The sequence below is a fragment of the Scandinavium sp. genome (assembly GCF_036271055.1).
In the GTDB taxonomy this organism is placed as follows: Bacteria; Pseudomonadota; Gammaproteobacteria; order Enterobacterales; family Enterobacteriaceae; genus Scandinavium.
Genome location: NZ_DATBBJ010000099.1, coordinates 141,987 through 167,626 on the forward strand (window position 1 = coordinate 141,987; position 25,640 = coordinate 167,626).

The window sequence follows — 25,640 nt, forward strand, 5'->3', positions numbered from 1 at the left end:
TCATGGTTAGACTTGAAAAGAACGATCCTCTGATGTTAGCGCGCCAATTGCCGATCAAATCGGTGGCGCTGATCCTCGCTGGTGGGCGCGGAACCCGACTGAAAGACTTAACCACGACCCGTGCCAAACCCGCGGTGCACTTCGGCGGTAAGTTCCGCATCATCGATTTCGCCTTATCTAACTGCATTAACTCAGGTATTCGCCGTATTGGCGTCATTACCCAATATCAATCGCATACGCTGGTGCAGCACATCCAGCGCGGCTGGTCTTTTTTCAGCGAAGAGATGAACGAGTTCGTCGACTTGCTACCTGCTCAGCAGCGCGTCAGCGGTGAAAACTGGTATCGCGGCACGGCGGATGCGGTCACGCAAAACCTGGATGTCATTCGCCGCTACAAAGCCGAATACATCGTGATCCTCGCGGGCGACCATATCTACAAGCAAGACTACTCGCGGATGCTTATTGACCACGTCGAAAAAGGCGCACGTTGCACCGTCGCTTGTATGCCGGTGCCCCTTATTGAAGCAACCGCGTTTGGCGTGATGGCGGTGGATAACGAAGACAAGATTGTCGATTTTGTCGAAAAACCGGCTAAGCCACCGACCATGCCGGGCGATGACAGCAAAGCGCTCGCCAGCATGGGCATTTATATCTTTGATGCTGATTATCTTTATGAGCTGCTGGCCGACGACGACGAAGACGCGAACTCCAGCCATGACTTCGGCAAAGACATCATCCCGAAAATCGTCAAAGCTGGCATGGCGTATGCACATCCTTTCCCACTGTCCTGCGTGCAGTCAGACCCGGAAGCCGAACCCTACTGGCGTGATGTGGGAACACTTGAAGCGTACTGGAAAGCGAACCTTGACCTTGCGTCGGTGACGCCAGAACTGGATATGTACGATCAGGACTGGCCGATTCGCACACACATGGAGTCGCTGCCCCCTGCGAAGTTCGTGCAGGACCGTTCCGGCAGCCATGGTATGACGCTGAACTCGCTGGTGTCCGGCGGCTGCATCATCTCAGGTTCGGTGGTCGTACAGTCGGTGCTGTTCCCGCGTGTGCGGATAAATTCGTTTTGTAACGTTGATTCGTCAGTGCTATTGCCGGATGTCTGGGTTGGACGCTCTTGCCGTCTGCGCCGTTGTGTTATTGACCGCGCCTGCGTCATACCTGAAGGCATGGTCATTGGGGAAAATGCGGAAGAGGACGCGCGTCGTTTCTACCGTTCCGAGGAAGGTATTGTGCTGGTAACGCGTGAAATGCTGCGCAAACTGCAGGGCTGACAGGAGCGATAATGCAGGTTTTACATGTATGTTCAGAGATGTTCCCGCTGCTGAAAACCGGCGGTCTGGCAGATGTGATAGGCGCGTTACCGGCGGCGCAAATTGCCGATGGCGTGGACACCCGCGTTTTGCTGCCAGCGTTCCCGGATATTCGCCGCGGCGTGACGGATGCACAGGTCGTGACCCGTCGCGACACTTTCGCCGGACCGATTACGCTACTGTTCGGCCATTATGATGGCGTGGGTATCTATCTGATTGATGCCCCACACCTTTATCAGCGTCCAGGAAGCCCGTACCACGACACGAACCAGTTCGCGTACACCGACAACGTGCTGCGTTTTGCGCTGCTCGGCTGGGTAGGCGCTGAAATGGCTGTAGGGCTGGATCCGTTCTGGCGTCCGGAAATTGTGCATGCCCATGACTGGCATGCGGGGTTGGCTCCCGCGTATCTCGCGGCGCGGGGCCATCCAGCAAAGTCCGTATTTACAGTACATAACCTGGCTTATCAGGGGATGTTTTACGCCCATCACATGAATGAAATCGACCTGCCATGGTCGTTCTATAACATGCACGGGCTGGAGTTTAACGGGCAGATTTCGTTCCTCAAAGCCGGGCTGTATTACGCCGATCACATCACGGCGGTCAGCCCGACTTATGCGCGGGAAATTACCGAGCCGCAGTTTGCCTACGGTATGGAAGGGCTGCTGCGTCAGCGTCATCAGGAAGGGCGGCTATCGGGTATTCTTAACGGCGTAGACCCGAAAATCTGGAGCCCGGAAAACGACCTGCTGCTGGCCGCGCGCTATAACCGCGAGCAGCTGGAAGAGAAAGCCGAAAACAAGCGCCAGCTGCAAATTGCGATGGGGCTGAAGGTCAACGAAAAAGTGCCGCTGTTCGCGGTGGTCAGTCGCCTGACCAGCCAAAAAGGGCTGGATTTGGTACTGGAAGCGCTGCCGGGCTTGCTTGAGCAGGGCGGTCAACTGGCGCTGCTGGGCGCGGGCGACCCGGTGTTGCAGGAGGGCTTCCTGGCCGCCGCGGCTGAACATCCTGGGCAGGTGGGCGTACAGATTGGTTATCACGAAGCCTTCTCGCACCGCATCATGGGCGGGGCTGATGTAATTTTAGTGCCGAGCCGCTTTGAACCTTGCGGGCTCACACAGCTTTACGGATTGAAATACGGCACGTTACCGCTGGTGCGTCGTACCGGCGGGCTGGCGGATACGGTGTCTGACAGTTCGCTGGAAAACCTGGCCGACGGCATCGCCAGCGGTTTTGTATTCGAAGACAGTAATGCCTGGTCGCTGCTTAGGGCTATCCGGCGTGCTTTCGTGTTGTGGTCACGCCCTTCGCTCTGGCGTTATGTACAGCGTCAGGCGATGAGCATGGATTTTAGCTGGCAAGTCGCGGCGACGTCTTACCGCGAGCTTTATCAACGCTTGATGTAATCACAGGACCCTTGGCTATGAATGCACCCTTTACCTATGCATCACCCACACTCAGCGTTGAGGCACTGAAACACTCGATTGCCTATAAGCTGATGTTTACTATCGGCAAAGATCCGGCCATCGCCAACAAACACGAATGGCTGAACGCCACGCTGTTTGCGGTGCGCGACCGGCTGGTCGAACGCTGGCTACGCTCCAATCGCGCTCAGCTGTCGCAGGAAGTACGCCAGGTTTACTACCTATCGATGGAGTTTTTGATTGGCCGCACCCTTTCCAACGCGCTGTTATCGCTCGGTATTTATGAGGATGTTCAAAACGCATTGGAAGGAATGGGGCTGGATCTCGAAGAGCTGATTGACGAAGAGAACGACCCCGGCCTCGGCAATGGCGGCCTCGGTCGTCTGGCGGCTTGTTTCCTCGATTCGCTGGCAACGCTTGGCCTGCCAGGGCGCGGCTATGGCATTCGTTATGACTACGGCATGTTCAAACAGAACATAGTTGATGGTCGACAGAAAGAATCGCCAGATTATTGGCTGGAATACGGCAACCCGTGGGAATTCAAGCGCCACAACACGCGCTACGCGGTGCGCTTCGGCGGTCGAATTCAGCAGGAAGGCAAGAAATCGCGTTGGGTAGAAACCGAAGAGATTCTGGCGGTGGCCTACGATCAAATTATTCCGGGCTATGACACCGACGCCACCAACACGTTACGCCTGTGGAACGCGCAGGCCAGCAGCGAAATTAACCTCGGTAAATTCAACCAGGGGGATTACTTCGCGGCGGTGGAAGACAAAAATCACTCCGAGAACGTCTCCCGTGTGCTGTACCCGGATGACTCTACCTATTCCGGGCGTGAGCTTCGTCTGCGTCAGGAATATTTCCTGGTGTCGTCGACGGTGCAGGATATTCTCAGCCGCCACTATCAACTGCATAAAACCTACAGCAACCTGGCAGGCAAAATTGCTATTCACCTCAACGACACCCATCCGGTGCTGTCGATCCCTGAGCTGATGCGCTTGCTGATGGACGAGCACAAATTCACGTGGGATGAAGCGTTCGAGGTGACCTGTCAGGTCTTCTCCTACACCAACCACACGCTGATGAGCGAAGCGCTGGAAACCTGGCCGGTCGATATGCTCGGCAAAATTCTGCCGCGCCATCTGCAAATCATCTTCGAAATCAACGACTACTTCCTGAAAACGCTCCAGGAACAGTACCCGAACGACACCGGTCTGCTGAGTCGCACTTCGATCATCGACGAATCCGACGGTCGCCGCGTCCGCATGGCATGGCTGGCGGTGGTGATCAGCCACAAGGTTAACGGCGTGTCTGAATTGCACTCCAACCTGATGGTGCAGTCGTTGTTCGCTGATTTCGCGAAGATTTTCCCGATGCGTTTCACTAACGTCACTAACGGTGTGACGCCGCGTCGCTGGCTGGCGCTGGCGAATCCGCCGCTTTCCGAAGTGTTGGACGAAAATATCGGTCGCACCTGGCGCACCGATCTCAGCCAGCTCAGTGAACTGGAACAGCATCTTGATTACCCGCTGGTGAATCAGGCAGTGCATCACGCCAAGCTCGAGAACAAAAAGCGGCTGGCGGAAGTGATTGCTCAGCAACTCAACGTGGTGGTGAATCCTAAGTCGTTGTTTGATGTGCAGATTAAGCGTATTCACGAATACAAACGTCAGTTGATGAACGTGCTGCACGTGATCACCCGCTACAACCGCATCAAGGCCGACCCGAGCGCGGAATGGGTGCCACGTGTGAATATTTTCGCAGGGAAAGCCGCATCGGCTTACTACATGGCGAAACACATTATTCATCTCATCAACGATGTGGCAAAGGTGATCAACAACGATCCGCAGATTGGCGACAAACTGAAAATCGTGTTCATCCCCAACTACAGCGTGAGTCTGGCGCAGGTGATCATTCCGGCGGCGGATCTTTCCGAACAGATTTCACTGGCAGGTACTGAAGCATCAGGCACCAGTAACATGAAGTTTGCCCTGAACGGCGCGCTGACCATCGGTACGCTTGACGGTGCGAACGTTGAAATGCTGGAGCATGTCGGCGCGGAGAACATCTTTATCTTTGGTAACACCGCCGAAGAGGTCGAAGCGCTGCGCGCCAAAGGCTACAAACCGCGGGATTACTACGATAAAGATGAAGAATTGCATCAGGTGTTGTCGCAAATCGCGACCGGATTGTTTAGCCCGGAAGAGCCAGGGCGTTACCGTGACCTGGTGGATTCGCTGATCAACTTTGGCGACCACTATCAGGTGCTGGCAGATTACCGCAGCTACGTGGATTGTCAGGACAGCGTGGATGAGTTGTACCGCAATCCGGAAGAGTGGACCACTAAAGCGATGCGTAACATCGCCAACATGGGCTATTTCTCATCGGACAGAACGATTCAGGAGTATGCGAAAACCATCTGGCACATCGACCCGGTTCGGTTGTAAGGACGTAAAAAACCCGGTGGCGCTGACGCGTACCGGGCTTTTGTTATGATGGTTTTATAGGCCCGGTAAGGCGAAGCCGCCACCGGGCAAATTCCCGCTACGACGCTAAAGACAATTCACGCTTTCCCGCGTGGTGTACCAGCCATTGTGCGACGCGGGATTGTTCTTCGGCATTGAGCCACATTCCTTGCTTAGTACGACGCCAGATAGCATCGTCCAGACGACGCACCCATTCGTGTTCGACTAAATAACGCAATTCAGCTTCGTAAAACTCATGTCCGAAATGTTCGCCTAAATCGGTAATCTCTTTTGCGTCATTGAGGAACAGTTCGCTGTTGCTGCCGTAAGTGCGCGCGAAATGACGCGCCATGCCTTCGCTGATAAACGGATAGCGGCGGCGCAGTTTTGCGGCGTAATCGTCGCGGTCACTGCCAATTTCTCCGCCGGGCAGCACAGAACCTTTGGTCCACGCCGGGCTGATGCTCTTGTAGTAAGGCGTCAGTTTTTCCAGCGCGTGTTCAGCCAGCTTACGATAAGTGGTGAGCTTGCCGCCAAACACTGAAAGCAGCGGGGCTTGACCGTCGACATCATGAATATCAAGCGTGTAATCGCGCGTAATCGCCTGCGGGGAATCGGACTCATCGTCACAAAGCGGACGCACGCCGGAGTAGGTCCAGACGATATCATCACGACCAAGCTGTTTCTTAAAGTGCGCGTTGTGCACTTTCAACAGATAGCTGATTTCGCTCTCTTCGATCTCAACGTTTTTCGGGTCGCCTTTGTATTCCACATCGGTGGTGCCGATGATAGAGAACTCGTCCATCCACGGGATCACAAACACGATACGTTTATCTTCGTTTTGCAGGATGTACGCCTGTTTTTGCGTATGCACGCGTGGCACCACGATGTGGCTGCCTTTGATCAGGCGAATGCCGTACGGCGACGGCAGATGCATGCCGTCGTCAAAGAACTGTTTCACCCACGGGCCGGTGGCGTTCACCAGACCGCGCGCCTGCCAGCTGAATTTCTCGCCGGTATCGATATCTTCCGCTTCAACAATCCACAGACCATTTTCACGACGCGCAGAGGTGGCGCGGGTGCGGGTCAGCACTTCACCGCCTTTCTTCACCACCATCTGTGCGTTGGCAAGGACCAGACGCGCATCATCCACCCAACAGTCGGAATATTCGAAACCGCGCACGATTTCCGGTTTCAGCACTGACTCTGCGCCAAAACGCAATCCGGCTGAACCCGGCAAACTGGTGCGTTTACCCAGATGGTCGTACATAAACAGGCCGACACGAATCATCCACGCTGGGCGTAAATGCGGGCGATGCGGTAAACGAAAGCGCATCGGGAAGGCGATATGCGGTGCCATTTTCAGCAGCACTTCGCGTTCGGCGAGCGCTTCGCTCACCAGGCGGAATTCGTAGTGCTCCAGGTAGCGCAGCCCGCCGTGGATCAGTTTTGAACTGGCGCTGGAAGTGGCGCAAGCCAAATCCTGAGCTTCCAGCATCAGCACGGATAAACCGCGCCCTGCGGCGTCTGCCGCGATACCGGCACCGTTGATGCCACCGCCTATCACAATCAGATCTTTGGTTTCCATGCTGCGCCCTCGTGCACTTTCGTTAAAGTTCATAAATGTTCGTTATCGCTCAATATAGCAAACAAACGCGCACTTGGTAACATCAAAAAAACATTTCAGAGTGATGCATGTAACAAATTAGCGTTTCCCTGCCGTCACGACGTACACTTGGCGGTAAACTTTGTCCTCCCGGAATGAATGAAAGAGAGCCTCATGGATCAATTTGAATGTATCAACGTAGAAGAAGCACACCAGAAGCTGCATCAGGGACTGGCGGTGATGGTCGATATTCGCGATCCGCAAAGCTATGCGATGGGTCACACGCCGGGTGCGTTCCATCTGACCAACGACACGCTGGTTACGTTTATGCAGGATAACGATTTCGAAACGTCGGTAATGGTGATGTGCTATCACGGCAACAGCAGCAAGGGCGCGGCGCAATATCTGCTGCAACAGGGCTTTGATCAGGTTTACAGCGTCGACGGCGGATTTGACGCCTGGCACCGCCATTTCCCTGCCGAAGTGGCACAGGGTAGCTGAGCAGGTATACTGTCCTCTTTTGTGTGGAATAAGCGACGCTTTGTATGTTGATGATTACCTCTTTTACTAACCCGCGCGTTGCCCAGGCGTTTGTTGACTATATGGCAACGCAGGGCGTTACCCTGACCATTCAGCAACATACCCAAACGGATGTTTGGCTCGCCGACGAAAGCCAGGCGGTGCGCGTTCAGAACGAACTGGCTCGCTTTCTTGAAAACCCGGCTGACCCGCGTTATCTCGCCGCAAGCTGGGAATCGGGGCATACCAACAGCGGGTTGCACTACCAGCGCTATCCTTTTCTCGCCACCCTGAAAAGCAATGCCGGACCATTGACCTGGCTCATTTTGTGCGCCTGCATTTTAGTGTTTATTGTGATGAATGTGATTGGCGAACAGGCGGTGATGATCGCGCTGGCATGGCCGTACGACTCGTCTCAACAGTTTGAACTCTGGCGCTATTTCACTCACGCGTTCATGCACTTCTCGCTGATGCATATCCTCTTCAACCTGTTATGGTGGTGGTATCTTGGCGGAATGATTGAAAAGCGCATCGGCAGCGGCAAACTGCTGGTGATCACGGTTATCAGTGCGCTGCTAAGCGGCTTTATCCAGCACAAATTTAGCGGCCCGTGGTTCGGCGGTTTATCTGGCGTCGTGTACGCATTGATGGGCTATGCGTGGCTGCGCGGCGAGCGTGACCCGGAAAGCGGCATTTCACTCCAGCGCGGGCTGATTATCTTCTCGCTGCTGTGGCTGGTGGTCGGCTGGCTGGATCTTTTCGGCATGTCGATTGCCAACGGCGCTCACGTGACAGGTCTGGCGGTTGGCCTGGCGATGGCGTTTGCGGATACGCAGAATGTGCGAAAACGAACATAATAATTCCTGGGATCTGGCATGAAACAAACACAACGTCATGATGCAATTATTGAGCTGGTAAAAAAACAGGGATATGTCAGCACGGAAGAGTTGGTAGAACAGTTTGCCGTCAGCCCGCAAACCATTCGTCGCGATCTCAACGACCTGGCGGAGCAGAAGATGATCCTGCGCCACCACGGCGGCGCGGCGTTGCCGTCCAGTGCGGTAAATACCTCATGGCAGGATCGCCGGGCGAATCAGGCGGCCGAAAAAGAGCGTATCGCACGTAAAGTAGCGAGCCAAATTCCCAACGGCGCGGCGCTGTTTATTGATATCGGTACTACGCCAGAAGCGGTGGCACATGCGTTGCTGGATCACTCTAATCTGCGAATCGTGACCAATAACCTCAACGTCGCTAACACATTAATGGCGAAAGAGGATTTCCGGGTGATTCTGGCGGGCGGTGAATTACGCAGCCGTGACGGCGGGATCATTGGCGAAGCGACGCTCGATTTCATCTCCCAGTTCCGTCTGGATTACGGCATTCTCGGGATCAGCGGCATCGACAGCGACGGTTCCTTGCTGGAATTCGATTACCACGAAGTACGTACCAAGCGGGCGATTATCGAGAACTCACGCCATGTGATGTTGGTAGTCGATCACTCAAAGTTTGGGCGTAACGCGATGGTGAACATGGGCAGTATCAGCCTTGTCGATGCGGTTTACACCGACGTGATGCCGCCAGCGGGTGTGATGCAGGTGATCGCCGAGAACAATATTCAGTTAGAATTGTGCTGATGAATGTGTCGGGTGGCGCTTCGCTTACCCGACCTCCAAAATCCGTAGGCCCGTGCAAGCGCAAGCGCCGCCGGGCAATGCATTAAACCCCATATCCCATCATTTTCAGCAACTGCTGGGCGTGTTGTACCGCGTCCTGACGATGCGCCACCCCGAGTTTCTGATACAAATTACGAATATGCGTTTTGATGGTGGTCGCCGCCACGTCCAGCTCACCTGCGATCTGATCGTTGCTGTAGCCGGAATAAATCAGCCCCAACACCTGCCATTCGCGTTGCGTCAGCGGACTGGTACGGATCAACTCTGGCACTTCCGGGTGATTAAGCAGACGTTCAACGAAATTCTCGTCAAAATGCGCGAACTTATGCCGATGATGCTGATTTATCTCACGCAAGATACGTTGGGCGCGATGCTGTTCAAGCTCAGGCAACGTATTCAGTTGCAGAAGCTGACGCAACTGCTGCGCCATCGCTTCGCCTTCAATCACGAAATGGCTGATAAACCCGGTGCGATTGGAAAGCGTCAGCGCTTCCATCAACACGCGCTGGGCGTCGTTTTTCTGATTCGCTTGCCAGTAAAGCTGATTAAGCAACAGCAGGTTACGGTTAAGATCGCTCATCAGACGCAGCGTGCGCGCGTTCTCATTAAGTTCTTCCAGCACCATTTCTGCTGAATCAAATTCACCGAGCAGAATTTGCGCGCGGGCAATGTTGCGCCATTGACTTTGCAGGAAGTGGTTATTGGCAAATTCCGGTTTTGGCGTCTGACGTAACCAGGCCGCTGCGGATTTTTTATCGCCAATCATCTGCCAGTAAATCACCCGCACTTTATCGGCGTTCGATACCCAGTCGCTGTGATATTGCCCATTGCCGAGCAGGTTTTCCAGACGGTTCAGGTGATTACGCGCGTTATCTAAATCACCGCGCGCCAAAGAGCTTTGCACCAGCAGCGCCAGGCACTGCAACTGCTGCTGTGGCTGATAAGTAGCAAGCACTTCCATACCATGACGGGCGCTCGTTTCGGCTTCATCCAGGCGCGCCCAGGCCCACATTAGCTGCGCGCGAATGCGCAACAGGAACTCGTGCATCGGCAGTTGTTCCAGATGCTGTTCGCGGATCAACTGGAACGCTTTTTCCTGAGTTTCCCAGGCCGCCTGCAAAAAGCCCTGCGCAAACAGAATTTCGCTCTGCTGGATCAGGCTCCACAATGCGTAGTGCCACACTTCATGACGGCGCGCCATCTGTTCCGTTTGTTGCATCACTGCCAGCGATTTGCTGAGTTTACCCTGGCAGTGCAGCACTTCGCCGTGAACAGAGGTCGCCACAATGCGGCTGTAGAAGCTGGCGAGCGGCAGTTCATCAAGTGCTACCATCGCCAGGCGTTCCGCTTCATCGGGGTCGCCGTCATTAATGGCGACTTGCGCACGCAGCGCGTTGAAATCGCCGTGCAGCGTGGCGTCCATTTCGCCGCTTGCCTCTTGTTCGACACGGGCGAGCAGGGTATTCACTTCACTGTAACGATGCTGGCTCTGCATCAGCCACGCCTGTAAAAGCACTAAGCGCGGGTTCTCCAGCAGGCTGTCCCACGGCAGGGCGGCCAGCGACTCTTCCAGCAACGCCAGCTCACTGTGATGGAATAATCCCCACGCATGGTTGAGCAAAATATCGCGCAGCATATAGGCATCGCCCGCAGACAAAGCATGATGAATCGCTTCGCTTGGGAAGCCCTGTGCCATCCAGCTTTCTGCCGCTGAACGGTGAATATCAGGCAGTTCGGCGGCAAGTTCCCACTGGCAGCGTTGGCGCAGGAAACTGCCGAACAATGGGTGAAAGCTGAACCATTCGCCAGTGTTATCCATGCGTTGCAGGAACAAGCCCTGGCGTTCTATCTCTTCCAGCCGCATCTGGCCATTTTCTTCGCCGGTTACCCGCACGATCAGCGCATCATTCATCGAGCGCAGCAGCGAACTTTTCAGCAGGAAATTGCGGGTCGCGGGATCGACATTATTCAGCACCTCATCCACCAGATAATCGGAGAGATGACTGGCGTTGATCCCGGCCAAACGACGCGCGGAATGATGGGCCGCACTGGTATTTTGCCGCGCCGACAGCGCGATCAATTGAAGCGCAGTAGCCCAACCGGCGACGTCATCACACATGCGGCTGCTTTCGGTGGCTTCAATCGGCGACGTCAGACGGCAGTCGAAAAACTGCTTGGCTTCCTGATGATTAAACGCCAATTGCTGACTGCCAATCTCCAGCAATTGATCGCGCACGCGCAGATTAGCGATGCCGAGCTGTGGCAAATTACGTGACAGCACCACGAGGGTCATATTTTCCGGCTGATGGCGCAGGAAAAAACGCATCGCGTCGTGGATAACCGGGTTGGTTATCAGGTGATAATCATCAATCACCAACAGCAGCGGGCGCTGCCAGGCGTTGAGTTCAATAAACAGCTGGGCGAACAACGAGGTGAGGCTGGCATATTGCCGTTTCTGCACCATGGTTTCGCTGGCCGAGCAATGACCGCCGGTAGCCTGTTGGACCGCGGCGATCAGATAGCTGGCAAAACGTTCCTGCTGGTTATCTCCGTCATCCAGAGAGAACCATCCCAGATCGCTTTTCCCTGCTGCCCACTGTGAAATGAGAGTGGTTTTTCCGTAACCGGCTGGGCTTGTCACCAACGCAAGACGGTAATTGTTCGCGCCGGAAAGTTTCGCCAGCAGTCTGTCGCGAACCACGGTGTGTTCAAGACGGACGGGACGACTTAATTTAGACGGAATCAACATAGGTATATCACTTCACTGTGAGAGTAAGAGTTTGTTTTTTTTCGCGCTTCGTAATTAATGTCTATTAAATTCGGACATATGCTTAATTATTGCAAGTTATGTCGGACTTTAATGCTTATGAATTTGCACTCTGTCACAAATCTCAATGAAGTGTAAACGGCGTGACTGAAACCGGTGCCAGTGCGCGTGAATACTGGTTTTTCTAATTTGTTAAAATGTGCCTTTATGCTCATTTCCATAATGCGGTCATTCTCATGTCGATTAAATTCAGGCGGAAAGTTATCGGGAAATAAGCATTTCGAATGAAGTGACGTGCGGAATTATTATTACACGTAAGTAATCATTTCTTCGATTCCCTGTATTTTACAAAACGTGTTTTCATTTTCGGTAACAGGACGGGTATAAATTGAGCATAACGGCCGGTAACGGCTAACGTTATAGTGTCGACGATCACACTTTTCGCTCATCCCTGCTACTCCTCCCCGGCTAATCCCTGCCGGGATGAGGACGGTAAACAGGTAGCCAGGCACACTAGCGCCAACGTTTTAGTTAACAGGATTGGATCCTTATGTCACAGCCGACCTTCGATAAAGCACAGTTTCAGGCTGCACTGACCCGTCAGTGGCAGCGATATGGCCTACAGGCCGCAAACGAAATGACTCCGCATCAATGGTGGCAAGCGGTGAGTGGCGCACTGGCTGAATTGCTGGCCGCCCAGCCGGCAGCGAAGCCGGAAAAAAACCAGCGTCACGTTAACTACATCTCCATGGAATTCCTGATTGGCCGCCTGACGGGTAATAACCTGCTGAACCTCGGCTGGTATCAGGATGTTAGCGAGGTGCTGAAAGGGCATAACATCACGCTGACGGATCTGCTGGAAGAAGAAACGGACCCGGCGCTTGGCAACGGTGGCCTGGGGCGTCTGGCGGCTTGTTTCCTTGATTCGATGGCGACCGTCGGTCAGTCAGCGACGGGTTACGGTCTGAACTATCAGTACGGTCTGTTCCGTCAATCTTTTGCTGACGGGCAGCAGATGGAAGCGCCAGACGACTGGCATCGCAACAGCTACCCGTGGTTCCGCCACAATACCGCGCTTGATGTGCAAGTGGGCATCGGCGGCAAAGTGGTGAAAGGTGACTGGCAGCCTGCATTTACGATTGTGGGTCAGGCCTGGGATTTGCCAGTGCTCGGCTACCGCAACGGCGTCGCGCAACCACTGCGTTTGTGGCAGGCCACTCATGCGCACCCGTTTAACCTGACCAAATTCAACGACGGTGATTTCCTGCGCGCAGAACAGCAGGGTATCGACGCCGAAAAACTGACCAAAGTGCTGTACCCGAACGACAACCATTTGGCGGGCAAAAAACTGCGCCTGATGCAGCAATATTTCCAGTGCGCCTGTTCGGTCGCAGACATTCTGCGTCGTCATCATCTGGAAGGCCGCAAGCTGGCAGAACTGCCGAAGTTTGAAGTGATTCAGCTCAACGATACTCACCCGACCATCGCCATTCCGGAACTGCTGCGCGTGCTTATCGACGAGCATCAACTGAGCTGGGACGACGCGTGGGCCATCACTAGCAAAACCTTCGCTTACACCAACCACACTCTGATGCCGGAAGCGCTCGAGTGCTGGGATGAAAAACTGGTCAAAGCCCTGCTGCCGCGCCACATGCAAATCATCAACGAAATCAACAAGCGCTTCAAAACGCTGGTCGATAAAACCTGGCCGGGCGACGGAGCCGTGTGGGCCAAACTGGCTGTCGTTCATGATAAGCAAGTGCGCATGGCGAACATGTGCGTGGTGAGCGGCTTTGCGGTCAACGGCGTTGCGGCGCTGCACTCCGATTTGGTGGTGAAAGATCTGTTCCCGGAATATCACCAACTGTGGCCGAACAAATTCCACAACGTCACCAACGGCATCACGCCACGTCGCTGGATCAAACAGTGCAACCCGGCGCTGGCAGCGTTGTTCGACAAAACATTGAAGAAAGAGTGGGCCAACGATCTCGACCAACTGATCAAGCTGGAAAAATACGCTGACGACGCGAAATTCCGCAAAACCTGGCGCGACATTAAACTCGCCAACAAGCAACGTCTGGCCGAATTTGTGAAGCACCGCACCGGGATTGAAATCAATCCGGCGGCGATTTTTGATATTCAAATCAAACGTCTGCATGAGTACAAACGTCAGCACCTGAACCTGTTGAATATCCTGGCGCTGTACAAAGAAATTCGTGAAAACCCGCAGGCCGACCGTGTGCCGCGTGTGTTCCTGTTTGGCGCGAAAGCCGCACCCGGTTATTACCTTGCGAAGAACATCATTTTTGCCATCAACAAAGTGGCGGAAGTGGTCAACAACGACCCGAAAGTCGGCGACAAGCTGAAAGTGGTGTTCCTGCCGGATTACTGTGTTTCTGCGGCGGAGCTGCTGATCCCAGCGGCTGACGTGTCAGAACAAATTTCCACTGCGGGCAAAGAGGCTTCTGGTACTGGCAACATGAAGCTGGCGCTGAACGGCGCGCTGACCGTCGGCACACTTGACGGCGCGAACGTGGAAATCGCCGAGCAGGTGGGCGAAGAGAACATCTTTATCTTCGGTCATACCGTTGAACAAGTGAAAGCGCTGAAAGCCAAAGGCTACGATCCGCTGAAATGGCGCAAGAAAGACAAAGTGCTGGATGCAGTGCTCAAAGAGCTGGAAAGCGGCAAATACAGCGGCGGCGACAAACACGCGTTTGACCAGATGCTTCACAGCATGGGCAAACAGGGCGGTGACCCGTATCTGGTAATGGCAGACTTTACGGCTTACGTTGAAGCGCAGAAGCAGGTGGATGTGTTGTATCGCGACCAGGAAGCCTGGACGCGTGCGGCAATTCTCAACTCCGCACGCTGCGGCATGTTCAGCTCGGATCGTTCTATCCGCGATTATCAGAGCCGTATCTGGCAGGCAAAACGCTAAGGGAGCGCTATGGAGAGCAAACGTCTGGACAATGCCGCGCAGGCGGCGGGCATTAGCCCAAGTTACATCAATGCCCACGGCAAACCGCAGTCAATTGGTGCAGACACCAAAAGACGTTTGCTCGACGCAATGCATCATGGTGCCACCGCCACGAAAGTGGCAGTGACGCCGGTTCCCAACGTGCTGGTCTTCACCCACGGCAAGAAAATGTCGCTGCCGGTAGAAGGCAGCGGCGAGTATCACTGGATGCTGACCACCGAAGAGGGCGTTCAGCACCAGGGCAACGCGAGCGCAGGCAAAGCGCTCAATTTACCGCAGCGTCTGCCGGAGGGATATCACACGCTGACGCTGACCCAAAGCGACCATCGCTGGCACTGCCGGGTGATTGTCGCCCCGGAGCGTTGCTATGAACCGCAGGCGCTGAAACAGGGCAAAAAGCTGTGGGGCAGTTGCGTGCAGCTCTACACGCTGCGTTCCGAAAATAACTGGGGCATCGGTGATTTCGGTGATTTAAAAGTCATGCTGCCGGAAATCGCCCGTCGCGGCGGGTCGTTCATTGGCCTCAACCCGATTCATGCGCTCTACCCGGCGAACCCGGAAAGCGCCAGCCCATACAGCCCGTCGTCACGACGTTGGCTGAATGTGATTTATATCGACGTCACCGCCCTCGACGATTTCCGCGACAACAAAGAAGCGCAGGCGTGGTGGAAACTGCCAACCACGCAACAGACGCTGAAATCCGTGCGTGACGCAGAATGGGTCGATTACGCCACCGTGACCGCGCTGAAAATCAGCGCGCTGCGCATGGCGTGGAAAAAGTTTGCCGTTCGGGATGACGACCAGATGGCCGCGTTCCGCCAGTTCGCGTTGAACGAAGGCGAAAGCTTGTACTGGCAGGCGGCGTTTGACGCGCTGCATGCCTATCAAGTGAAAGAGGATGAAATGCGCTGGGGCTGGCCGGCCTGGCCTGAAGCGTATCAAAATATCGATAGCCCGGAAGTGAAAGCTTTCTGCGAGACACATGCCGATGAAGTGGATTTCTTCCTCTGGCTGCAATGGCTGGCTTACACCCAATTCGCTGCCTGCTGGAACGAGTGTCAGCGCCACGAGATGCCGATTGGTCTGTACCGTGATTTGGCAGTTGGCGTGGCAGAAGGTGGGTCGGAAACCTGGTGCGACCGCGAGCTGTACTGCCTCAAAGCCTCCGTTGGCGCGCCGCCGGATATTCTCGGCCCGTTGGGGCAAAACTGGGGCCTGCCGCCGATGGATCCGCATATCATCGCCGCGCGTGCCTATGAACCGTTTATCGATTTGCTGCGTGCCAACATGCAAAACTGCGGCGCGCTGCGCATCGATCATGTGATGTCTGTGCTGCGCCTTTGGTGGATCCCATACGGTGAAACGGCGGATCACGGCGCATACGTGCATTATCCGGTCGACGACCTGTTATCGATTCTGGCGCTGGAAAGTAAGCGTCACCAGTGCATGGTGATCGGTGAAGATCTCGGTACGGTGCCGGTCGAAATCGTCGGCAAGCTGCGTAAAAGTGGCGTGTATTCCTACAAAGTGCTCTATTTCGAAAGCGACCACGAGAAGACATTCCGCGCGCCAAAAGCGTATCCGGAGCAGTCAATGGCGGTGGCAACCACGCATGACCTGCCAACATTACGCGGTTACTGGGAAAGCGGTGATTTAACGCTCGGGAAAACCCTGGGCCTGTACCCGGACGAAGTGATCCTGCGTGGGCTGTATCAGGACCGTGAGCTGGCGAAACAGGGACTGCTGGAAGCGTTGCATAAATACGGCTGCCTGCCAAAACGGGCCGGGCATAAAGCCTCGCTGATGAGCATGACCCGCACGCTTAACCGTGGAATGCAGCGTTATATCGCCGACAGCAACAGCGCATTATTGGGATTACAACCGGAAGACTGGCTGGAGATGGCTGCACCGGTAAACATTCCGGGCACCAGCTATCAGTACAAAAACTGGCGTCGCAAACTTTCCACGACCATAGAAGCGATGTTTGCCGATGACACGGTAAATAAACTGATTAAAGATTTGGATAAGCGTCGGAAAGCGGCGGGGAAATAAGATTAGTGCGGGCCTACAAAGGTGCTGATATTGGGGTTTTGTAGGCCCGTGCAAGCGTAAGCGCCGCCGGGCTAGAATGCTTGATGGGGCTAATGCTTAGTAGTAAGAGTGCTCACCACGTTGGTGTTCGGTCAGATCACGAACGCCTTTCAGTTCCGGGAATTCGTTCAGCAGTTGCTTCTCAATCCCTTCTTTCAGCGTCACGTCTACCATCGAACAACCGTTACAGCCGCCGCCAAATTGCAGAATGGCGAGGCCGTCGTCGGTGATTTCCATCAGCGACACACGACCGCCGTGACCGGCGAGCTGCGGGTTAACCTGCGCTTGCAGCATATACTCAACGCGCTCCATCAGCGGCGCATCGTCAGACACTTTACGCATTTTGGCGTTCGGTGCTTTCAGCGTCAGCTGGGAACCTAACTGATCGGTCACGAAATCGATATCCGCATCTTCCAGATACGGCGCGCTCAGCTCATCGACATACGCGGTGAGCAGGTCAAATTTCAGGGCGGTGTCACTGGCTTCCACCGCATCCGGCGGGCAGTAAGAAACGCCACATTCAGCATTCGGGGTGCCAGGGTTAATCACAAATACACGGATTTGTGTCCCTTCTTCCTGATTTGCCAGCAGTTTGGCAAAATGCGCTTGTGCGGAATCGGAAATACGGATCATAGCTTTGGCCTAATAGTTGACTACTTTAGTCGGTTATAATACGCCCATCACAGAGGGTCTACAAGGTGCGACACAGGCACCATACCTGAACTGACGCTGCGCCGTTTTGCAAAAACAGGCGGGAAAGTTCGGCTACGGTACTCCCGGTCGTGACGACATCGTCCACAAGGGCGATATGGAGTCCCTGAACTGGGAATTCAAGACGAAACGCATTTTTCAGGTTCTGTTTGCGCAACCTTGCCGAAAGTTGATGTTGCGTGGCGGTTGGCCTGATACGGCGAACCGCTTCGGGCTGATAGCGAATATTTAGCCAGCGGGCGAGGGGTCGACAAAGAGTATCCGCCTGATTATAGCCACGTCGCCAGTGGCGGCGCTGCCACAACGGCACGGCAACCAGCAGGTCTGGTTTTTGCTGTTGCGAACGCGCTTTCAGGCTTAGTAATAACAACCGCGCCAGCGCACGAGCCAGCTCTGGCTTGCCGCTGAATTTCCAGGTGTGTATCAGTGTTGATAACGGCGCAACGTAATTGTTCACTGCCACCAAATACTGCCAGGGTGGCGCTTTTTGCAGACAACGCCCACAGGCGAAGCGCGCGTTTGCGGCAGGTAAAGCACATTGTGGGCACAGTGAAAGTTCAGGCGACACGGCGCGGGCGCAGCAGGAGCAAATCCCCCAATGGGCCAGCGCCAGCGGCATTTGGCATAGCCAGCACAAGCCGTGGGCTGTTAGCATATTTCCCCTCCGAATTCGAAGAATGAGAACGATAACTGATGAACGACATCTGGTGGCAAACCAAAGGCGAAGGAAATTGTCATCTTGTGCTGCTGCACGGATGGGGACTGAACGCGGAAGTGTGGGATTGCATTACGCCGGAATTGAGCTCGCAATTCACCCTGCATCTTATCGACTTGCCGGGCTTCGGACGCAGCGGTGATTTCGGTGCGCTGTCGCTGGAGGAGATGACCCATTTGGTGCTGGCGAAAGCGCCGGACAAAGCGATATGGCTTGGCTGGAGCCTCGGCGGTTTGGTCGCAAGCCTGGCTGCTTTGTGCGCACCGGAACGCGTGCAGGCGCTGGTTACCGTCGCATCATCGCCATGCTTTGCCGCCAAGGCTGACTGGCCGGGCATAAAACCGGACGTGCTTTCGGGTTTTCAACAGCAGCTGAGTGAGGATTTCCAGCGCACGGTAGAACGCTTTTTGGCGTTGCAGACACTGGGAACAGAAAGTGCGCGTCAGGATGCGCGTAAGCTAAAAAGTGCAGTGCTGGCGTTACCCATGCCGGGCGAGGATGTGCTCAATGGCGGTCTGGAAATTCTTAAAACGGCGGATATGCGTGCTGAACTGGCAAATCTGCCGATGCCGTTCCTGCGTCTTTATGGGCATCTCGATGGACTGGTTCCGCGTAAGATCGTGCCGTTGCTGGATGCGCAGTGGCCGAACAGCCAATCCTTTGTTTTCCCCAAAGCGGCACATGCTCCGTTCATTTCTCATCCCGTGGAATTTTGTCAGCGCTTACTGGCTCTCAAGCAGGTGATTATCTGATAACTAAGGCAAACTGGCGAAATTCATATTAGCGACAATACTTAGTAGGTCGCTGCGTCAGTTGATTGCCTTTGTGCACGTAGCGCTCACATAAAATGGTCCTAAGGAGAGTACGGCTATGAAATTAGTTACGGGTATTGTGACAGCACTGGTTATGGGCTCACTGTCTTTTGGCGCGTTTGCGGCAAAAGAGATAACCAAAGAAGATTTGGCGAAAATGAATCTGACCAAGGTCGGATCAATCACAACGTCGCGCACCACCTCACCGATGGATGCGAAGAAGGATTTGTCGAAAAAAGCCGATGAATTGGGCGGTACTTATTTCCTGGTGATCGCTGGTGAGAAGAACGAAAAAACCGTTCACGCTAACGCCGACGTCTACAAATAAGCAAAAAAGCGGGCCATCTTGGCCCGCTTCGTCATTTAATCTCACAGCATCACGCTACTGAAGCACCCACCATTCGCGCAAACAAGCTTTTCCTTCCGGGCAACTTTTGCAGCTTCCGCTCAGGCAGTCGTTCGGCTCTTCGTTAATGCGCTTTGCTTTACCCATCGCTTCCAGGCGCATCAGCATTGCGTCAATCATCGCTTGCGGCGTGTGCAACGCGCGGCTCAGTTGCTGAGCTTCCATTCGCCCCTGCAATGCCAGCATGTCCCGCAGTTCAATCATTGACGCCATCGCTTCGCTCCTTAGTGGCAATCGCCCGCTGGGCTGCTGCAACAGTTCTCGACGGTTTTACGCGTCGCCAGCAGATTCACGTTCACACGACTGCGCGCGCGGCGTAACAGCCCGAGCACCACGATGTTAAACAGTACCACGGAAAGAATGCAGGTAAGGCTGTAGCGAGGATGCTGGTGGAAACTGGAGACTTGATAGAACAACGTCGACAGTGAGTAAGCGATGTTCAGCCCCCACAGTACGGAGAAGCCCATCCAGCCACGGCTTGACTCACGGGCGATAGCGCCCATCACTGAGATGCACGGAATATAGAGCAGAACGAAGATCAGGTAGCTGTAGGCGGCGGCTGCGCTGCCAAATTTGTTGCTCATCACGCCCATCGCTCCGGTCGCCATTTCTCCGTCGCCTTTGCTGGCTTCAATTGGGTTCGCCAGAACGCTCAGGCTAAAGGTGTCTTTCAGGCTCTGCCAGGTTTCCTGTGCCGCGCCACCGAGTTCATCCAGCAGGTTAAATTCCGCCGGGTTGAAATCTTCTTGCTGAATATTTTCAGCGGTATACAGCGTGTTCAGTGTACCGACCACCACTTCTTTCGCCATCGCCCCGGTGAACAGCCCGACGGTGGCCTGCCAGTTATCTTCATGCACGCCAATCGGTTTGAACAGTGGGGTGATCACCTGGCTGACGGAAGCCAGCGCGGAATCGTTAATGTTATCCGCCGCTTTGCCGCTAAGCGTGAAGCTGTTCAGAGCGCTGAGGAAAATACTCACAATCACGATGACTTTACCGGCGCGCAGCACGAAGCCTTTCAGGCGCTGCCAGGTCTGGATAATCAGGCTTTTGAGGTGCGGAACGTGGTACACCGGCAGCTCCATCACGAACGGCGATGCTTCGCCACGCATAATGGTGTGTTTAAGCATCAGGCCGGTGAGGATTGCCATCACGATACCCAGAACGTACAGCGAGAACACCGCCAGCGCGCCTTCCTGGCCGAAAAAGGCCGCTGCGAACACCGCGAAAATCGCCAGGCGTGCGCCGCAGGACATAAACGGCGCCATCATGATGGTCATGAGGCGTTCACGCGGCGCATCCAGCGTACGCGCACCCATCACCGAGGGAACGTTACAGCCGAAACCGACAATCAGTGGCACGAATGATTTACCCGGCAAGCCGAGCGACTGCATCAAGCGGTCCATCACGAACGCCGCACGCGCCATGTAGCCTGAGTCTTCGAGGAACGAGAGGAACAGGTACATCATGCCGATTTGCGGCACCAGCGGCAGGACGGTGTTGATCCCGCCGCCAATCCCTTGCGCGAGGAAAATCGTCAGCCATTCAGGGAAGTGCAGCGTTGCGCCTATCCACTGAATGCCGTGAATGAAGATAGCAACTGAACCGGCGTCGAAAATCGGCTGTAACGCGCCGCCAATATTGATGGCCAGCAGGAACATCAGGTACATGACGAACAGGAATACCGGCAGGCCGAGGAAACGGTTGAGGATGATTTTATCCACGGCGGCGGTGAAACGGCTCGGTTCTGCGGTCAACGTGTTACTCACCACGTCACACACGGCGGCGATGGACTGATAACGCGCATCGGCAATGTGCAGCGCCGGGTCGTCCATTTCTTCATGTAGACGAGTCAGCGCAATATCAAGCTGTTGCTGCGCGGCATCCCCGGCGTAGGCCAGGCTGTAGATATCGCCTTCCAGCATTTGCAGACCCAACCAGCGACGCTGCTTGAGCGGCATCTCTTGTGGCATCGCGTGTGACAGCGTATTCGCTTCATGCAGCAGCGGTTGTGCGTAATGCACCAGTTCTAAATCGTCGTTGGCCTGATGACGGTCAATCGCCATTTTCAGCGCTTCAATACCGCGCCCACGTGTCGAAACCAGCGGGATAACCGGGCAGCCGAGGCGTTTCGCCAGCGCGTCGACTTCAATGCGAATTTGCTGTTTCTCGGCGATATCCAGCATGTTCAGCGCCACGATGCACGGAATGCCGAGTTCCAGCAGTTGCAGCGTCAGATACAAATTACGCTCAAGATTGGAGGCATCGACCACGTTAATCAGCAAATCGGCATCACCGCTCAGGATGTAGTGACAGGCAATCTGCTCATCCAGTGAGGTTTGCGATGAGATCGTGGTCAGGGAATAGGTGCCTGGCAGGTCAACCAGCGTTACGTGATTGTCAGTGGTGTTGAACTGGCCTTCTTTACGCTCAACGGTGACGCCTGCCCAGTTGCCCACGCGCTGACGCGCCCCGGTCAACTGATTGAATAACGTTGTCTTCCCGGAATTAGGATTGCCAATTAAGCCAATGGTTAATTTCTTCATTTTACTGGACTCGCTGTGTCTGGCAGGAATTAACGGGTAAGCGCTTCGATTTCAATTAACGCCAGGTCTTTCTTGCGTAATACCAGGCTCACGCGGCGGGTTTCAATATGTACCGGATCGCCAAGTGGAGCGACGCGAACCACGTGAAAAGAAGAGCCGGGCAACATGCCAAGCGAAAGTAATTTCTGCCGATAAGCCGGGCTAATTTCGCGTGAAAATCCAGTGATTTTCCACGTACTGTCAGGAGTGAATTGCATAAGGCCTGCTTTTGTCGCTAACCGATAATCCCTTCATACGCGCGGGGTGGCGCATGAAACCAACGATGATGCCAACAGGAAAGGATAAAATATCAACAGTAACGATGATAATGAGAATGGTTTCCGTCTTCAATCAATAAAATGTGAACGGATGTTCATTCGATGAATAATTCATGCGAATTTGATGTGGCTCAATATTTGCTGTGAGCGAGAATGTTCCTGGAAGTGCGGAGTTGTTATCAGTGTGAAAACGAAATCACTAATAATTAAAGAAAGGGTAAAAAGGGATGTCGATTTAATTTCAGCAATAAAAAAAGCCCTCTCAAAATAAGAGGGCCTGATAAGCAAAGAATTACTTTTTCTTCATTGCCGCGGCCAGCGCATCCATCATGGCGCTGTTTCCGCCCGATTGCGTTTCACGACCGCGTGGCTTCGCCGCTTTGGCTGCCGGACGATTGGTCTGCTCACGACCGCCGCCGTTGCCGCGACGTGAGTGAGTTTCGCCAGGTTGTTCGTCCAGACGCATGGTCAGGGCGATACGCTTACGCTGCAAGTCGACTTCCATCACTTTGACCTTCACGATGTCGCCGGCTTTCACCACGGTGTGCGGATCTTCAACGAACTTATCGGCAAGCGATGAGATATGAACCAGGCCGTCCTGATGCACGCCGATATCGACAAATGCGCCGAAGTTGGTGACGTTGGTCACCGCACCTTCCAGCACCATGCCTGGCAGCAGGTCGTTCATGGTTTCTACGCCATCAGCGAATTGCGCGGTTTTGAACTCAGGACGCGGGTCACGACCCGGTTTTTCCAGCTCTTTGATGATGTCAGTGACCGTCGGCAGACCAAACTGCTGATCGGTAAAATCAACCGCTTTAACGTCGCGCAGCGCGCTGCTGTCGCCCATTAAATCTTTCAGCGCCTGCTCGGTGGCTGCCAGAATGCGCTCAACCACCGGGTAGGCTTCCGGGTGAACGGTGGAGGCATCAAGCGGGTTATCGCCGTGGTTGATACGCAGGAAGCCCGCGCACTGTTCAAAGGCTTTTGGCCCCAGACGGCTCACTTTCAGCAATTGCTGGCGGTTCTGGAACTGACCGTTCTCATCACGCCAGGCCACGATATTCTGCGCCATCATGCGCGTCAGGCCCGCCACGCGGGTGAGCAGCGGAACTGACGCCGTGTTGAGGTCAACGCCAACGGCGTTCACACAGTCTTCAACCACTGCATCCAGTTTGCGTGCCAGTTGGCTCTGGCTGACGTCGTGCTGATACTGGCCGACACCGATGGATTTCGGGTCGATCTTCACCAGTTCTGCCAGCGGATCCTGCAAGCGACGGGCGATAGAGACCGCGCCACGGATCGACACGTCGAGATCCGGGAACTCCAGCGCCGCCAGTTCAGACGCGGAATACACCGAGGCACCCGCTTCGCTGACGATAACTTTCTGACCGGTGACTTTCGGGAATTGCTTCTGCACGTCGAGATAGAAACGCTCGGTTTCGCGCGATGCGGTGCCGTTACCAATCGCCACCAGTTCAACGTTGTGTTTCTCGCACAGCGCCGCCACGGCGACAGCGGCTTTCGCGGCCTGACCGGTGTGCGGGTAGATGGTATCGGTGGCAACCAGTTTGCCGGTGCCGTCAACGACCGCCACTTTCACGCCGGTACGCAGGCCCGGATCGAGACCCATTGTCGCGCGCAGGCCAGCAGGAGCCGCCATCAGTAAATCATGCAGGTTACGGGCGAAAACGTTAATCGCTTCGTCTTCCGCGCGTTCGCGCACGGTGCCCATTAATTCGGTTTCAAGGTGCATCAGCACTTTGATGCGCCACGTCCAGCTCACCACGCCTTTGCGCCAGCTGTCTGCCGGGGCGTTGTTCAGGCGCAGGCCGAGGTGGTCGATAATGATTTGCTCGCAGTGGCTCTCTTTCGGCGGCTCATCAAACTGTGGATCGGCGTTCAACGACAATTGCAGTATGCCTTCGTTACGACCACGGAACATCGCCAGCGCACGGTGAGAAGGGGCTGTCGCTATAGGTTCGTGATGATCGAAGTAGTCGCGGAATTTCGCGCCTTCTTCCTCTTTTCCGCTGACCACAACGGCCACCAGATGGGCATTTTTCCAGAGGTAGTTACGCACTTTCGCCAGCAGTTGCGCGTCTTCGGCGAAGCGTTCCATCAGGATGTAGCGCGCACCGTCGAGGGCGGCTTTGGTGTCGGCGACGCCATTCTCGGCGTTGATGTATTTAGCCGCTTCTTCTTCCGGGGTGTGCGACGGCTCGTTCCACAGCAGATCGGCCAGCGGCTCAAGGCCGGCTTCAATCGCAATCTGCCCACGGGTGCGGCGCTTCGGTTTGTACGGAAGGTAGAGATCTTCGAGCTCGGTTTTGCTCAGGGTGCCATTGATGGCTTTTGCCAGCTCGTCGCTCAGTTTGCCCTGATCATCGATGGATTTGAGAATCGACTGGCGACGCTCTTCCAGTTCGCGCAGATAACTCAGGCGCGTTTCCAGATTACGCAACTGGGTGTCGTCCAGCCCGCCAGTGACTTCCTTACGATAACGTGCAATAAACGGCACGGTGTTCCCTTCATCAAGCAGGCGAACGGCCGCAGCGACCTGTTCGTTTCTGGCCTGAAGTTCACCCGCAATAATGCGGCAGAGCGAATCATTCATCATGGCTATTTTTCATCTTGTGGATCGAAATTCAGGGAGACAGTTATACGTTTTGAGACGGCAAAATACCAGCAATCCAGCCCCCTAATCAGAGAGTTCCAGGTGGCCTATTTCGCATACTCAATGGTATTGACATACCAGCTGGCGTCGCCGGATGGCGTCTGAACGACGGCCAAATCACCGACTTCTTTCTTCAGCAAAGCGCGGGCCATCGGTGAATCGATAGAGATGTAATCTTTGCGGCCAAAAATCTCGTCATAACCGACGATGCGAAAGCGTTTGGTGTCCCCATCGTCATTCTCGATTTCCACCCATGCGCCGAAGAAGACTTTGCCTTCCTGCTGCGGGGAGTAATCGACAATCTTCAAATGTTCCAGACACTTGGTGAGATAGCGCACCCGACGGTCGATTTCACGCAGACGCTTTTTGTTGTATTGATAATCGGCGTTTTCGCTACGATCTCCGAGACTTGCAGCCCAAGTGACTTTTTTTGTCACCTCAGGGCGGTCTTCGCGCCAGAGATAATCCAGCTCTTTCTTTAATTTCTCATACCCTTCACGGGTGATTAGCGGCGTTTTCATTGTAATGCTACCTTGGTGACTACCTGCGCTTGCGCACATTTTGCCTCACAGAATACGCCAGATGGTTAAAAAATGGTTTTCTGTG

At 54.7% G+C, this 25,640-nt stretch carries 19 protein-coding genes; 10 read left to right on the forward strand and 9 right to left on the reverse strand.

Annotation, left to right across the window (positions count from 1 at the left end; translation table 11 throughout):
* The first annotated feature begins 2 nt into the window (after positions 1-2).
* From glgC to glgP, 3 genes are read left to right on the forward strand one after another with little or no spacing between them, the layout of a single operon-like run.
* Positions 3-1,286: a glucose-1-phosphate adenylyltransferase gene (gene glgC / locus VH187_RS20695; RefSeq protein ID WP_329703318.1), complete on the forward strand. Its 1,284-nt coding sequence runs from the start codon at positions 3-5 to the stop codon at positions 1,284-1,286.
* Between the two features lie 11 nt (positions 1,287-1,297).
* On the forward strand, positions 1,298-2,731 hold the full coding sequence (gene glgA / locus VH187_RS20700) for a glycogen synthase GlgA (RefSeq protein WP_329703319.1): 1,434 nt from the start codon (positions 1,298-1,300) through the stop codon (positions 2,729-2,731).
* Positions 2,732-2,748: 17 nt separating this feature from the next.
* On the forward strand, positions 2,749-5,196 hold the full coding sequence (gene glgP, locus VH187_RS20705) for a glycogen phosphorylase (RefSeq protein ID WP_329703320.1): 2,448 nt from the start codon (positions 2,749-2,751) through the stop codon (positions 5,194-5,196).
* A 97-nt stretch (positions 5,197-5,293) separates the two neighbouring features.
* Here the strand turns inward: glgP and glpD are convergent, their stop codons facing one another.
* Complete coding sequence (glpD, locus tag VH187_RS20710; protein ID WP_329703321.1) at positions 5,294-6,802, reverse strand: glycerol-3-phosphate dehydrogenase; 1,509 nt, start codon at positions 6,800-6,802, stop codon at positions 5,294-5,296.
* 192 nt (positions 6,803-6,994) lie between these two features.
* On the opposite strand from glpD, the gene glpE reads away from it, so the two are divergent.
* The 3 genes from glpE to VH187_RS20725 are packed head-to-tail and all read left to right on the forward strand — an operon-like array spanning position 6,995 to position 8,973.
* Positions 6,995-7,321, forward strand: a complete 327-nt coding sequence (glpE, locus tag VH187_RS20715) for a thiosulfate sulfurtransferase GlpE (RefSeq protein ID WP_329703322.1) — start codon at positions 6,995-6,997, stop codon at positions 7,319-7,321.
* A gap of 44 nt (positions 7,322-7,365) precedes the next feature.
* On the forward strand, positions 7,366-8,196 hold the full coding sequence (gene glpG, locus VH187_RS20720; protein ID WP_329703323.1) for a rhomboid family intramembrane serine protease GlpG: 831 nt from the start codon (positions 7,366-7,368) through the stop codon (positions 8,194-8,196).
* 18 nt (positions 8,197-8,214) lie between these two features.
* Positions 8,215-8,973, forward strand: a complete 759-nt coding sequence (locus VH187_RS20725) for a DeoR/GlpR family transcriptional regulator (RefSeq protein ID WP_329703324.1) — start codon at positions 8,215-8,217, stop codon at positions 8,971-8,973.
* Positions 8,974-9,055: 82 nt separating this feature from the next.
* On the opposite strand, the gene malT is transcribed toward VH187_RS20725, so the two are convergent.
* A complete protein-coding gene (gene malT / locus VH187_RS20730) occupies positions 9,056-11,761 on the reverse strand; it encodes an HTH-type transcriptional regulator MalT (protein ID WP_329703325.1) in 2,706 nt (901 codons plus the stop codon).
* A gap of 568 nt (positions 11,762-12,329) precedes the next feature.
* Between malT and malP the strand changes: the two genes are divergently transcribed.
* Together malP and malQ are read left to right on the forward strand one after the other, a co-directional pair.
* Positions 12,330-14,720: a maltodextrin phosphorylase gene (gene malP / locus VH187_RS20735; RefSeq protein ID WP_329703326.1), complete on the forward strand. Its 2,391-nt coding sequence runs from the start codon at positions 12,330-12,332 to the stop codon at positions 14,718-14,720.
* Positions 14,721-14,729: 9 nt separating this feature from the next.
* Positions 14,730-16,811 carry a 4-alpha-glucanotransferase gene (malQ, locus tag VH187_RS20740; RefSeq protein ID WP_329703327.1) on the forward strand — a complete coding sequence of 694 codons (2,082 nt, stop codon included), beginning with the start codon at positions 14,730-14,732 and terminating at the stop codon, positions 16,809-16,811.
* A 96-nt stretch (positions 16,812-16,907) separates the two neighbouring features.
* Here malQ and nfuA read toward each other — a convergent pair whose 3' ends face one another.
* Together nfuA and gntX are read right to left on the reverse strand one after the other, a co-directional pair.
* Positions 16,908-17,483: a Fe-S biogenesis protein NfuA gene (nfuA, locus tag VH187_RS20745; protein ID WP_329703328.1), complete on the reverse strand. Its 576-nt coding sequence runs from the start codon at positions 17,481-17,483 to the stop codon at positions 16,908-16,910.
* Positions 17,484-17,541: 58 nt separating this feature from the next.
* Positions 17,542-18,216 carry a DNA utilization protein GntX gene (gene gntX / locus VH187_RS20750; protein WP_329703329.1) on the reverse strand — a complete coding sequence of 225 codons (675 nt, stop codon included), beginning with the start codon at positions 18,214-18,216 and terminating at the stop codon, positions 17,542-17,544.
* 38 nt (positions 18,217-18,254) lie between these two features.
* On the opposite strand from gntX, the gene bioH reads away from it, so the two are divergent.
* Together bioH and VH187_RS20760 are read left to right on the forward strand one after the other, a co-directional pair.
* The gene (gene bioH / locus VH187_RS20755) at positions 18,255-19,028 is read left to right on the forward strand and encodes a pimeloyl-ACP methyl ester esterase BioH (protein ID WP_329703330.1); all 774 of its coding nucleotides are present in this window, start codon (positions 18,255-18,257) and stop codon (positions 19,026-19,028) included.
* Between the two features lie 118 nt (positions 19,029-19,146).
* Entirely contained in the window at positions 19,147-19,416 is a 270-nt protein-coding gene (locus VH187_RS20760; RefSeq protein ID WP_329703331.1) for a YdgH/BhsA/McbA-like domain containing protein, read from the forward strand.
* Positions 19,417-19,470: 54 nt separating this feature from the next.
* Here VH187_RS20760 and feoC read toward each other — a convergent pair whose 3' ends face one another.
* The 5 genes from feoC to greB form a co-directional block, all read right to left on the reverse strand.
* Positions 19,471-19,707 carry a [Fe-S]-dependent transcriptional repressor FeoC gene (gene feoC / locus VH187_RS20765; protein WP_329703332.1) on the reverse strand — a complete coding sequence of 79 codons (237 nt, stop codon included), beginning with the start codon at positions 19,705-19,707 and terminating at the stop codon, positions 19,471-19,473.
* Positions 19,708-19,718: 11 nt separating this feature from the next.
* Entirely contained in the window at positions 19,719-22,040 is a 2,322-nt protein-coding gene (feoB, locus tag VH187_RS20770; RefSeq protein ID WP_329703333.1) for a Fe(2+) transporter permease subunit FeoB, read from the reverse strand.
* A gap of 29 nt (positions 22,041-22,069) precedes the next feature.
* On the reverse strand, positions 22,070-22,297 hold the full coding sequence (gene feoA, locus VH187_RS20775; protein ID WP_110511800.1) for a ferrous iron transporter A: 228 nt from the start codon (positions 22,295-22,297) through the stop codon (positions 22,070-22,072).
* Between the two features lie 352 nt (positions 22,298-22,649).
* Positions 22,650-24,977, reverse strand: a complete 2,328-nt coding sequence (locus VH187_RS20780; RefSeq protein WP_329703334.1) for a Tex family protein — start codon at positions 24,975-24,977, stop codon at positions 22,650-22,652.
* Between the two features lie 104 nt (positions 24,978-25,081).
* On the reverse strand, positions 25,082-25,555 hold the full coding sequence (gene greB / locus VH187_RS20785) for a transcription elongation factor GreB (RefSeq protein ID WP_329703335.1): 474 nt from the start codon (positions 25,553-25,555) through the stop codon (positions 25,082-25,084).
* Positions 25,556-25,640 lie beyond the last annotated feature (85 nt).